The 12,689-nt window shown below is 32.7% G+C and carries 13 protein-coding genes; 5 read left to right on the top strand and 8 right to left on the bottom strand.

Annotated elements, in window-relative coordinates; translation table 11 throughout:
• Positions 1 to 73 precede the first annotated feature (73 nt).
• The gene (locus tag ACWNT5_RS07405; protein ID WP_299608420.1) at positions 74 to 1,351 is read left to right on the top strand and encodes a replication-associated recombination protein A; all 1,278 of its coding nucleotides are present in this window, start codon (positions 74 to 76) and stop codon (positions 1,349 to 1,351) included.
• A gap of 1 nt (position 1,352) precedes the next feature.
• On the opposite strand, the gene ACWNT5_RS07400 is transcribed toward ACWNT5_RS07405, so the two are convergent.
• From ACWNT5_RS07400 to radC, 6 genes are all read right to left on the bottom strand, one after another.
• A complete protein-coding gene (locus ACWNT5_RS07400) occupies positions 1,353 to 2,150 on the bottom strand; it encodes a hypothetical protein (RefSeq protein WP_299608422.1) in 798 nt (265 codons plus the stop codon).
• A 71-nt stretch (positions 2,151 to 2,221) separates the two neighbouring features.
• On the bottom strand, positions 2,222 to 3,622 hold the full coding sequence (locus ACWNT5_RS07395) for a DUF5723 family protein (RefSeq protein ID WP_299608424.1): 1,401 nt from the start codon (positions 3,620 to 3,622) through the stop codon (positions 2,222 to 2,224).
• Positions 3,619 to 4,209 carry a hypothetical protein gene (locus tag ACWNT5_RS07390; RefSeq protein WP_299900918.1) on the bottom strand — a complete coding sequence of 197 codons (591 nt, stop codon included), beginning with the start codon at positions 4,207 to 4,209 and terminating at the stop codon, positions 3,619 to 3,621. Before ACWNT5_RS07390 ends, ACWNT5_RS07395 begins: the two co-directional genes overlap by 4 nt.
• A gap of 47 nt (positions 4,210 to 4,256) precedes the next feature.
• Positions 4,257 to 4,946 carry a YjjG family noncanonical pyrimidine nucleotidase gene (locus tag ACWNT5_RS07385; RefSeq protein WP_456517013.1) on the bottom strand — a complete coding sequence of 230 codons (690 nt, stop codon included), beginning with the start codon at positions 4,944 to 4,946 and terminating at the stop codon, positions 4,257 to 4,259.
• Positions 4,927 to 6,237 carry a polysaccharide deacetylase family protein gene (locus ACWNT5_RS07380; RefSeq protein ID WP_299608431.1) on the bottom strand — a complete coding sequence of 437 codons (1,311 nt, stop codon included), beginning with the start codon at positions 6,235 to 6,237 and terminating at the stop codon, positions 4,927 to 4,929. The genes ACWNT5_RS07385 and ACWNT5_RS07380 overlap by 20 nt, the downstream gene beginning before the upstream one ends.
• Positions 6,238 to 6,242: 5 nt before the next feature.
• Entirely contained in the window at positions 6,243 to 6,941 is a 699-nt protein-coding gene (gene radC / locus ACWNT5_RS07375) for a RadC family protein (protein ID WP_299608433.1), read from the bottom strand.
• A 228-nt stretch (positions 6,942 to 7,169) separates the two neighbouring features.
• On the opposite strand from radC, the gene ACWNT5_RS07370 reads away from it, so the two are divergent.
• From ACWNT5_RS07370 to ACWNT5_RS07355, 4 genes are all read left to right on the top strand, one after another.
• The gene (locus tag ACWNT5_RS07370) at positions 7,170 to 7,616 is read left to right on the top strand and encodes a hypothetical protein (protein WP_299608435.1); all 447 of its coding nucleotides are present in this window, start codon (positions 7,170 to 7,172) and stop codon (positions 7,614 to 7,616) included.
• A gap of 122 nt (positions 7,617 to 7,738) precedes the next feature.
• Positions 7,739 to 8,182 (top strand): DUF1569 domain-containing protein, encoded by a 444-nt coding sequence (locus ACWNT5_RS07365; RefSeq protein ID WP_299608438.1) that lies wholly within the window; start codon positions 7,739 to 7,741, stop codon positions 8,180 to 8,182.
• Between the two features lie 3 nt (positions 8,183 to 8,185).
• Positions 8,186 to 8,785: an FMN-binding negative transcriptional regulator gene (locus tag ACWNT5_RS07360; protein ID WP_299608441.1), complete on the top strand. Its 600-nt coding sequence runs from the start codon at positions 8,186 to 8,188 to the stop codon at positions 8,783 to 8,785.
• A gap of 245 nt (positions 8,786 to 9,030) precedes the next feature.
• The gene (locus ACWNT5_RS07355) at positions 9,031 to 10,395 is read left to right on the top strand and encodes a hypothetical protein (RefSeq protein ID WP_299608444.1); all 1,365 of its coding nucleotides are present in this window, start codon (positions 9,031 to 9,033) and stop codon (positions 10,393 to 10,395) included.
• 23 nt (positions 10,396 to 10,418) lie between these two features.
• On the opposite strand, the gene ACWNT5_RS07350 is transcribed toward ACWNT5_RS07355, so the two are convergent.
• Positions 10,419 to 11,771, bottom strand: coding sequence for a UDP-N-acetylmuramate--L-alanine ligase (locus tag ACWNT5_RS07350; protein WP_456517012.1), 1,353 nt, complete (start codon positions 11,769 to 11,771; stop codon positions 10,419 to 10,421).
• Between the two features lie 110 nt (positions 11,772 to 11,881).
• Positions 11,882 to 12,580 carry a peptidoglycan-binding domain-containing protein gene (locus ACWNT5_RS07345; RefSeq protein WP_456517011.1) on the bottom strand — a complete coding sequence of 233 codons (699 nt, stop codon included), beginning with the start codon at positions 12,578 to 12,580 and terminating at the stop codon, positions 11,882 to 11,884.
• Positions 12,581 to 12,689 lie beyond the last annotated feature (109 nt).

Here is a 12,689-nt window from a genome sequence, read left to right as displayed (position 1 = left end):
CGCTAAATTGTCAGTAACTTAATTTTCATAGAGATCACGACAAAAGCAAACACCATTTACTACATTTGTAATTATGAACAAACCTCTAGCGGAAAGAATACGTCCTAGATCCTTAGAAGAGTATTTAAGTCAAGAACATTTGATTGGTGATGATGGTTCCTTAACCAAACAGATCAAAAATGGAATCATCCCATCTCTAATTTTTTGGGGCCCTCCGGGCGTGGGTAAAACAACACTAGCTAATATTATTGCCAGTGAATCTGATCGCCCATTTTATACACTCAGTGCTATTAATAGTGGTGTAAAGGAGGTACGAGAGGTAATTGATAAAGCAAAACAAAGCGGTGGATTGTTCACTTCTAAAAATCCAATTCTTTTTATTGATGAAATTCATCGTTTTAGTAAATCACAACAAGATTCCTTACTCGGAGCAGTAGAAAAAGGATGGGTAACTTTAATTGGAGCTACTACGGAAAACCCAAGTTTTGAAGTAATTCCTGCCTTACTCTCCAGATGTCAGGTTTATGTTTTAAAACCTTTCGAAAAAAAGGAATTAGAAGCACTTTTAGCTAGAGCAATGGTTCAAGATGAACATATATCATCAAAGAACATTGAACTCAAAGAAACGGAAGCTTTATTACGTTTAAGCGGTGGTGATGCTAGAAAATTATTAAACATTTTTGAACTGATTGTCAGTAGTCAAGAAAACAATGAAATAATAATTACGAATGATCTGGTTCTTAAACTGGTGCAACAAAACACTGTTAGGTATGACAAAACCGGAGAACAGCACTATGATATTATTTCCGCATTTATCAAATCAGTAAGAGGCAGTGACCCAAACGCAGCCGTGTATTGGTTAGCAAGAATGATAGAAGGTGGAGAAGATCTTAAATTTTTGGCCAGAAGAATGATTATTTTAGCTTCGGAAGATATTGGAAATGCGAATCCGACAGCACTTATTATGGCAAATAACACTTTTCAGGCTGTAACCACAGTTGGATACCCAGAAGCCAGAATCATCTTAAGCCAGTGTGCAGTTTATCTAGCAACTTCTCCAAAAAGTAATGCATCCTACATGGCAATTAATAAAGCGCAACAACTAGTTAGGCAAACTGGTGATTTACCTGTTCCTTTGCATATAAGAAATGCTCCTACTAAATTAATGAAAGAACTAGGATATGGAGAAGATTATAAATATGCTCATGACCATACAAATAACTTTGTAGATCAGGAGTTTTTACCAGAATCACTAGAAAACACAAAACTCTATGAACCTGGCAATAATCAACGAGAGGATGCTTTTAGATCATTTCTAAAATTGCGATGGAAAGATAAGTACAATTACTAGTTTATTGACGCGCAAAAGTATCCGTGATTAATTTATCAGTAACAGGATTAATTCTATCTAAAATAAAATTACCATAAGCATCAAAATAACCACTACCACTTAAATCCCCTGCTTTAACGATATAATCGTTTTTTCTACTAGACTTTAAAATCTTGCCTAAAGAAAGAACAGAACTCCCCTTTTTTTGTGATAACTCAAAACCAAACTCTTTCTTATTTAAAAGATATATTTCATCGTTATAAGTAAAAGAAATAGTTTTCTGAGAAGATACAATTGTTTTTTCCCGAACCTGCTCTTTAGTATTCTTTTCATTTATCATTGAGTTTGCACTCTCTGATTTAGACATAGTAGGCGCTGCGTTCTCAACTGAATTATTTACTTCTTTTGGCACATTGGACTGTGGACTGCTCACTGCAACCATATTCTCTTTTTTACCGTTATACTTATAATTCAAGGCTTGGATATCTTTAAAAGCATTTCTTAAAGCTTCATGATAAGATTTTTTATACTCTTTTTCTCTACTAGTCCCTTCTTTAGTACTGAATACAACTATTCCGTTGCAATCTTTTAAATCTACAATAAGTTTGGTCTTCAATAATCCAGAATTTTTCCTTACATCTGCTGTTAACCCCTTGCAACCATTAGTTTTTAAATCTTCCGGTAAATCCTCACCTCGAATAAAAGCAGTAAACCCATATTTTTCAAATAAAAACTTGGTTAACGAATTTAATTGATAGTCATCATTTTCTCTCAAAAAGACGTAACCTTCTGGCACAATTACATATTTATAATCATTCACCGAATTTTGAGCCCAGAAATTATTGATAAAGAAAAAAGCAAGCCCAAAAAAGAAAACACGTGTTATATTCATTACATTATTACATTAAATCCTAATTGGACGGATGCTCCTCTTGCATCGGCCAGATTAGAATATTCTAAAAGATTATTTGCCGAAATATAAAAATTAATTTTATTAAAATGCGTAGACATTAAAAAACCGATGTTTTTAAAGGAATAATCGTCTACCGTATATGTTAATTTTGTTCTCAGAAAACTGGATAATCGTTTGTAATAAAACAATGATGCCGCATATTGGGGTCTTTTTGGTCTAAATTGTGTAAATACTTGCAGTCCAAACGCATCTTGATATAAAGGTCCTTCTCCTTCTATCGCGCAGTTACAAGTACCGTCATCATATCTGTTAAACGAATACTTTATAGAACTATTCAGTTTTAAGGGTCTTAACGCGGCATAACTTGTACTTAGCGTATCAATCGGTATTGCTTCTTCTAATTCATTCAATATATCTTGCCCATTATCATCTGTAATGGGAGTTTCTAATCCCTCAAAAACAAAATTACCTCTTGCCCTATAAGTCTCCACATCTTTGGTATAAAAAATCATTCCTAAATCTGTCATACTTCCCGTAAGCGTCCACTGATCTTCTATTTTATAACTAAATCCTAGATCTACACCTACTCCTAAGTTTCCTCCAAGAAATGCTCTTCCAATAAACTTATTCACCACTTGACTAGCACCATCTGCATTATCCTCAGATTCGATATCTCGCAGAGACGCATAACCTGCTGTTTGTAGACTTACATCAGCATTGCTAATTACATGCTGATAGATGTTATTACCTTGTGGAGTCTCGATAGTAGTAAATGTCCCACGATTTTTTGTACTTCTAAAATTAAAAATACTAGAATACAACTTTGCTCTAGCTCCAAAAGTTAATTTCTTATTTACTTTTTTATTGTAACCAAAATGATACACTGTTAGCAATTCTCCTGTAGCTCTTATATTAGAAAACCGAAATGGGACATTTATAAAATCCTGATTTCCTTGATAAGCTAGAACTGCGAAGTCTTTAGGAAAATATACAATCAGATCAAGCTCCTGGTACAATCCGCCTGAATAATACAAATCTTTATTGTTTTTGCTACGCCAACCAAAACTAAGTAACTCTAATTGTTCTGTTAAAGTGAAGTAGTCGTTACTGGTAAGTGTATTGATTGTATTCTCTATTTTATCATTAATATCCCTACCATCATCTGCAAACACATCATAGATTGAGGCTCCTCTAAAGCCAACGTTTAGATGTATCTGAGATAAAAAAGGAACTCCAGCGTGATATTTAAAATTCACCTCTGCGCCTGGATTAAGCATAAGCGACTGCGGTAGATCAGTAAAATCGTATAAGGTTTCTTTATTTTGAGAATATAATGAGCATCCCAATAAACCTAAAAAAAGGCACAATAAGATTCTCATAATTCATAATTTACATAGTAACTGGCTTTTGATCTAATATGTAAAACACCTCTTAAGTCCGTGTTTAATGTGGGTACAATGATTTCTGTTGCAATTTTTTGGGCAGAAGACAATTGGTTTAAAGTAGCATTATCTAAAACAATTGGATCAGGATCTGAGAAAGATACAACCGGTTGTGTACCTGGTCCCATTCCTGCTTGCACAGGAACATTGTATAATTGTCCGATTGGTTGATCATTTTCGGTTAAAAATTGAAATTGAATAAGAAATGCTCGCTCAATGGTATTACGAACTTCGATTGTAAGTTCGACTCTATCTAAATTATCCACTGCAAAATCAGTTCCTACTAAATCATAATTTGCAGTATCCCTTACAACCTCAGGAGGTATGGTAAATTCTGTATCAGGAGGAAGTCCATCTGGAATATATTCCTCGATATCAAATTCTGAATAAATAAAATCCGCCTCAAAGACAGGAGTTAAAACAACATCTTCTAGTTGCTCGAAATCTAATTCTTCAACGCACGAAACGGTTGACATTATTGCGCTGAAAAACAGCAGCAATGCATAAGTTTTTTTTGTTTTCATCTGGGGGAGTTGTTTAGTATCTAACGAAAATATACAAATATTTATTACTAAATGTAATTTTTTATTTCATTTAATGAAGAAACTTGCAATATATCCTGAGGTATTTGTTCCCGATGATAGTTGAAACATATTGACCTGATCCCCAAAGATTCTGCCCCTAAAATATCTGCTTCATAGTTATCTCCAATCATCAAACTATTATCAATATTCGCGCCAGAAATAGCTATCGCATGCTCAAATATAATTGGGTTTGGTTTTTTAACACCTACATCCTCACTATTCGTTACAGTCTTGAAATATTGTGCTATGTTAGAATTAGATATCTTGGTGTTTTGCACCTCTCTAAAGCCATTTGTTATAATATGCAAATGATAGTTTGGTTTTAAATAGGTTAACAACTCCACAGCACCTTCTATCAAATAATTATTTAAAGGAAGAAAATTTATATAATCTTCAGACAACTGATCTATCACTTCAATTGAAAAAGATATACTAAAAGCATTAAAAGCTTTAATTAAACGCCCTCTGCGCAACTCTTGTTTCGTCACTTTTTCTTCTCTATACAACTTCCAATATTGTAAGTTGATAGGCTGATAAACACTCAAAAACTGATAAACGTCTATTTCGATATTGAATTTATCAAACATCTTTTGAAATGCTAAAGTCGAATTTCTATCAAAATCCCAAAGAGTGTGATCAAGATCAAAAAATATATGATCAATTTTTGTTAGTCTCATCCCTAGTCCAAATAAATTTAAAAATTGATTTCCAAAACGATTGTTCATTAAGATCCCCTAATAAGCCATTACTAAAAACAGGAATAAATAATCCATTTACTTTTTCCACTTTTTCCAAGTAATCTATAATTTCTTGCCTAACAACATATTCGTTATCAGCATTCTCAAAACTTTTAGGAGTGATACAAAAAGAATAAATCACCAAAGGTGTTTGTACTTCGTAATCCAAGTCATAAAACAAAAAAGGTGTACAAGTCCCTGCCCTAAAACCAGCATGTCCGGGATACCCCATTGAATAGTCTTCTTGAATTTCTAATTCAATAAAGTTTCGATATGCTTCAGGAAGTTTTATTTTATAAAAAGAACATAATGAAGACTTTAATTGTCTATTCACAATATTCTCTATTCTCGTTTTTTCTTGCTTTAATATTTCTAAGTCGGCAATAGCATCATATGAAACCTTCAAACCAACATCTAAATAATCTGATACATGTTTAATAACTTTCTTATGTTCTGGATTACTATGGTTGATATTTTTTTCAAAATTCGTGTAATCCCCTAAGCCAAAAAACATGAGACATTTTCTATGTATATTTTTTTGCAAATCAATCACAAAATCAAAAGTATTGTACGGATCTTTTTTAATCCCCAATATTACTTTGACTCTATCAGTAACTTCATTAACTTTTAACTGCCATAGATCTCTAATACCTCCTCCTACAGATCTTAAAATTCCTTTTTGCCAATACGCAAAAGTCTGACTCACATAAATAATAGGTTGAATCTTAAACTCTTTTTCTTTAAATCTAATATCTGGATACTTTTCCTTTAGTATTTTTTTAAACTTTAGCGCCCAAATATCAACAACAGGTTCATGCAAAAAACCATTCTGATAAGCAATACTTTCTGTTGCGGCAAATCTTCCGAGTTCGTCTTTTACGTGAGGTAAATACTCTTCATATCTTGTCAACAAATAAAATGTTGCCGCGAATATATCAAATGGCAAAGCCGTACTTTGGTTTTTAACCGAAAAAAAACACTGAGTATCTTCCCAAGGCATTACTTGTATTTCTACTTCGTTGAAACCGTGCTCAAAAAGCAAATCTACACTTTGAAAATAAAGCTCTTTTCCTAAAGGTTGTTTACCATAAGATAATTTTGGACCATCATGGGCAATAAAAGATTCAATTTTGGAAGTAAAATCAACTTCTAAACCCAAAACTCTTTTACAGATATGCTTAAAAGTGTATAATACTCTAGGTGTTATCTTGTAAACATGGATTAATAGCATAGTTATTAAAGTATAGCTTGATCTGCGAAGCTAAAATAATCCTTTTCTGTAATTATTAAGTGATCCAATAGTTTAATATCTAAACTCATACCTGCTTGTTTCAATTTTTGTGTCAAGGCTTTATCGGATTCACTTGGCACTAAAGTTCCGCTAGGGTGATTATGTGTCAATATAATTGCTGTGGCATTAAATTCTAGCGCAGATCTAAACACAATTCTTGGATCTACCAAAGTGCTGGTCTTCCCTCCTACACTTATTTGCTTCTTTTGTAAAACCTTATTAGAATTATTAAGAAACAAAACCCAAAACTCTTCATGTTCCAAATCCCCTATAATTGGATTCATTATATGAAATACATCCATACTCGACCCTATTTTAGGTATCATCGGAACACTTTCTTCTTTTCTTCTTTTTCCTAACTCTAAACCTGCTACGATTGATATTGCTTTAGCTTCTCCAATTCCTTTAAAATCCATGAGCTGTTTTACTGAAAGTTTACTAAGAGCATTTATTTGATGATCCACACTTGCTAAAATTCTTTTGCTTAATGCTACGGCACTTTCTTCTTTATTCCCAGAACCTATTAAAATCGCTATTAACTCCGAATCACTTAAAGAATTCTTCCCTTTAACCAATAATTTTTCTCTTGGACGATCATTTTCATTCCATTTTCTAATCGAAAATGAAGCATTATTTTCAATCATATATTTTTTTTTAGAAGTATTATTCCCTAAATTTTTCGATACTTATTTATAAACTAGTCCGCTCAAATACAATATATTATTCTATAATTTACAAAAATAAAAATTGTCTACCCTGTCGATATTCTAAGATTCTTTATACATATATTTGTTTGAAAATGAAAGTTTTACTATATTTGAACACCCATAATCTAAAAAAAGAGAATTTAACAACTTCAAATTAACCTATTTATGAAGAACATTATTACCTTCGCATTACTATTAGCTACCATTAGTTTTTATGGACAAGACAGGAAACGCATAAGCTTCTTAAATTTAGTAGGAAACCACATACAAGTGCCAAGAGGATGTCAAGCGCAATCAGAATTTGAGCTGCAAGCATGTAATGGAACCTCTATTAAATGGGATTATTACAGTGATGATATGTTAACTGCAGTATTTGACGCTACTATTGATGCTTTTGGAGCAGATAACTCTTCTAAGACGGCTGTAACATTTACTTCCTTTGGATCTGAATTGAAAGGTTTTAAATTTAAATCTGGTACTACTTTCCAATATTTTTTAATGGGAAAAATTAAAGATCAGCCTTTGATGATAAATCTTGGAACACCTTCGGATATATCAGCAAACGGAGATTTGGAAGGAATTCTTAAACTTGTCTTCGAAAAGGTCGGATAATTAAATCATTTATTTTTACGATTAATCTTTAAAGTTATTTTAGCAATAGCTTAGGTTTTTTATGGATCATATTTAAAATAATTCTGTTATTTTTGGTATGTACAGCTTAAATATGCCATAAGATGAAATCTCTTTTTGATGAACCCGTAAAAAATGAAATAGAAGGTAGAATTCAGAAATTATCTACAGAAAGCTCTCCAAATTGGGGCAAAATGGATATTTCTCAAATGTTATTTCATTGTCAGTTTCCTTTAAAAATTGCACTTAAAAAAAAGCATCCAACGGTAAAACCAAATTTATTGGCTAAGATATTCTTTAAAAAATCCTTGTATAACGACAAACCTTGGAAAAAAAATTTACCTACACATCCAAAATTAAAAGTTGTTGATAGTAAAGTTTTTGAAGAAGAAAAAAAGGTATTATTAAATTTAATCAGTGAATTCTCAGAAAAGAGAACTATTTCCGAATGGGATCCGCATCCTATGTTTGGACAGTTTACCAAAGATCAATGGGGAAAAATGCAATACAAGCATTTAGATCATCATTTACAACAATTTAACGTATAGTCTGTGTATCCACCAAAACATCATCAAGACTATAACGTAGAGAACATTAAAAGTGTAGCTAAAGCATATCCTTTTGCTACCTTAGTATCTGCCAAAGACAAAACACCATACATTACTCACGCACCATTAATTCTGAAAGGAGACACTCTTGTCGGCCACATAGACGCTAATAATCCACATGTAGAATTATTGCAAAATGACTATCCAGTCACAGCAATTTTCCAAGGACCTCAAACCTATATTTCTCCAACGATTTATACTACCAAGCAATTACCCACCTGGAATTACATTATTTCACACGCAGTAGGTATTGTAAAGACGATCAAAGATCCAGAATTAATCAAAGAATCAATGGTAGTAATGACTGACTTTTTAGAAAATCCCAATGATGGTTTTAAACTATTAAAAGAAGACCCTAGAATGGATCGTTTGGTTCCGTATATTCATTGTTTTGAGATTGAAGTACAACATTGGGAAGGTAAATTTAAATTAAGCCAAGATAAAATACCAGCTGACATAGAAAATGCAAAACATGAATTGATCAAAAATAACCAGATCAGTATTGTTGATTTTGTTAATGGTTTATTCCAAAATCATTTTTAAGCATCTCTTCAGATTCCTTATTCTCTAAAGGTTTTAACTACCATTCTATTCCTTTTCAATATAAGTTCTATGAACTTAAGAATACCATTAGATTAAAATATTACTTCTAACGTATACTAAACCTAATTTATTAAAGTTCTAAACACTAAATTGAGTTTACATAATTCTTAAGACTTTTAAAACCATAAATAATAGTTCCAAATCTACCTATATCAAAAGATCTCATAAAGAAAAGAACTGTAGCCATGACAAGAACATTAAATATTTCATTGATCTTACTTATATCATTTATCGTTATAAATTGTTCGAATGATGATAAAGATTCCGTTACCAATAACAATATAAATGTAGGTATATTGGATAAAGTCAAAACTTACGGAGGAAGCAATAATGATAGTGCACAAGCAATTAAAGCTGCCCAAGATGGAGGTTATATTGTTTTGGGGTATACATTAAGTAACGACCAAGACATCACTGATAAGGAAGGAGAAGATGCTGACTTCTATCTATTAAAATACGATGGGTTAAACGAATTGCAATGGAGCAAAACCTATGGAGGAACGGGTAATGACAGAGGTTATGATTTAATAGAAAATCAAGACGGAAGTTTAGTAATATTAGGCTATAGCACAAGCAATGATGGAGACGCTACTAATAATGAAGGTGATAAAGACTATTGGGTTCTTAAGTTATCTTCTATGGGAGTCATTATTTGGCAAAAATCCTTTGGCTATTCTGGTGAAGATTTTGGAACATCCCTAATTAAATCAAGTGAAGGTGGATATGTATTAGTTGGAGAACTAGACGTTGTAGGATCGAATGGCGAAGGTGACACTGCAAAAACTACTAGCAATAGACATACAGGAGGCAATTATTGGGCAATTAAAATTACCGAAGATGGGATGTTAGAATGGAGTAAACAATTTGGCGGTGGTTTTTCAGAAACTCCAAAAGATGTAATTCAAACGGATGATGGAGGTTATATTATTGTTGGCGAATCCGACAGTGATGATTTAGACATTACTAACAACAAAGGTTTTTATGATTTCTGGGTTATTAAAATCTCAAATACAGGAATTTTAGAATGGCAAAAGTCTTTTGGCGGAAGTAATATTGATAATGGATTTAGTATCACTAAAGCGAATGATGGGAATTATTTAATTGTTGGGGCTACCAAAAGCTCAGATATTGATGTTTCAGCTAACAAAGGTGTTACGGATATTTGGTTAGTAAAAATTTCGCCATCTGGAGATTTGATTTCTGAAAAAACTATTGGAGGTAGTAATTTTGATACAGCAGAAAAAATTATCAATACGGCTGATAGAGGTTATTTAATTGTGGGATCATCGCGGAGCGAAGATGGAGATACTTCCGAAAATCAAGGGCAAATCGACGGCTGGATTATCAAACTAGACAATAATCAAGATATTGTTTGGCAAATAAGTACTGGAGGGTCTCAGTTCGATTACATCTATGATGTGGCAGAACTAAGTAATGGTTCGATTATAGCTGTGGGGGACACCTTTAGTAATGATGGTACAATCGAAGAAAATAAAGGGCTTAGTGATATACTAACCATAACCATAAAACAATCAACAGAAAGTCGGTAAGTTTTTTTTAGAATAACAAAATATTATATCAACTCCTTTACCTCATCGAAATCTAATCCACCATAATTACCGCTACTCATAAGTAATAGTGCAGAATTAGCAAAATCCTTTTGTTGCAGATATTCCTTAAATTCTTCAGGATTTGTATAAATCAACAAATCTTTTCTGTTAAATGCTGTAGCAATTTGTTCTTCGGATACTTCTTCTAGCTGTTTAATCTTTACCGCATGAGGCGAATAAAAAACTATTGCCTGATCTGCTGCATCCAACGCTCCCTCGTATTCTTTTAAAAACTCTGCGTTTAGACTGCTATACGTATGTAGCTCTAGACATGCTATTAGTTGTCTGTCTTGATATTGCTCTTTTACTGCTTTTGTGGTAGCACTTACTTTAGAAGGACTATGGGCAAAATCTTTATATGCAACCGCAGCATTACTCTCTGCTATTTTTTCTAGTCTTTTAGAAGCACCAGTAAAGGATGCAATCGCCTCATAGAATTCATCCTCATCAATACCCATATGTTGACAAATCCACTTTGCTCCTGCTAAATTACTTAAGTTATGAGCCCCAAATACCTCGATAGGCATTTCACCTTCCGGTGTATTTAATAAGGTTTCTCCATTTTCTACTCTGTAATCGGGTGTAGTATAAGGTATTTTCCTAATTTGATTTTCAGAATTTTCAACTACTTTAACCACCTCAGGATCTTCTTCATTATAGTTAATACTTCCACCTCGTACGATACTATCCACAAAAATCTGAAACTGCTCTACGTAATTATCAAAAGTAGGAAACACATTAATATGATCCCATGCAATACCACTTAGTAATGCAATATTTGGTTTATATAAATGAAATTTGGGTCTTCTATCTATCGGAGAGGACAGATATTCATCACCCTCTAACACCATAAAATCATTCTCTTCCGTTAGATGTACCATCGTATCAAAACCTTCTAATTGTGCTCCTACCATATAGTCTACTTCCTTATCATGGTAGTGTAGAACATGTAAAATCATAGAAGTAATAGTAGTCTTACCATGAGAACCACCAATCACAACACGAGTTTTATTCTTAGACTGCTCGTACAAAAACTCTGGATAAGAATATATCTTCAATCCTAATTCTTGGGCTTCCTGTAACTCTGGATTATCTTCTTTAGCGTGCATTCCTAAAATAATAGCATCAATTTCTTTAGTGATTTTTTCAGGAAACCAACCAAAAGTTTCAGGCAGCAAACCATGCTTAGCTAATCGTGATTTCGAAGGTTCAAAAATCACATCATCACTTCCTGTAACTTTATATCCTTTTTGATGCAACGCCATAGCAAGGTTGTGCATAGCACTACCTCCTATCGCAATAAAATGTACGCGCATAATAGTATTCTTAATTCTAAAAAGTAAAGATACAACCTACTTTTAATTATTAAAGAAACTAACTTTAAAATAACGAGTAGATTGTATCAATTTCAGATTTTACTGTAAAATTATTGCGTAGCCAATAAGGGTCTAGTAGCTTCTTCTGGTAATTTCAAAAGTTCGCGAAGTGTTAAAACATCCAATATTCCATCCGGAAATAATTCATGTTTATATTCAAAATCTTTTAGCGCTGTTTCTGTTTCTATTTTAAAATCCCCATCAACAGCAATCGTATACCCACTGGCAACCAGGCGCTTTTGCATTTCATACACCCATGGACCTCGATCTCCTGTTTTTAATGTTTTTTGCAAAACTGTTTTTTGAAATAAATCGTAAAATGCTTCCTTTCTATTGTTCTCTGCTATATCTTCTTGTGATAATTGATTCTGCTCTAGCAATTTTATTTCATCATTAGATAATCCTTTAGATTTATACACTGTAGATTGCATAAGAATAGCCTCGTAATATTTCACCTTTCCTAATTTCTTTTGATATTCGTTAATAGCATATCGTGTGGCTGAATTGTCTTTTTTTGGATTTCTAACATCTATACGGTTTGTAGACCATTGTGAGATTATATATCCATTCAGCATTTCGATAGCTTCATAATAATTCATAACAACTTGCGGATCATGATAAGAATTATCTACAGTATCCTTGGATACATAGGCTACATTCTTAGGGTGAAATCTTTGGTATTTATGATATTGATTATACCCCATTACCAGAGTGATAATGACTAACAAAAAAATAATAATGCCCTTCATATTTGAAAATTTGGTTTATAGTAATTGAAATAAATTAGTGTCTTTTCTACTTGATCAAAGTTTTTTTACGAAGTGGGGAAAAATTAAACCTGTAATCTTCTTAAAGATA

Source organism: Aquimarina sp. 433, from assembly GCF_054054605.1.
This window is presented reverse-complemented; position numbering and strand designations above follow the sequence as displayed.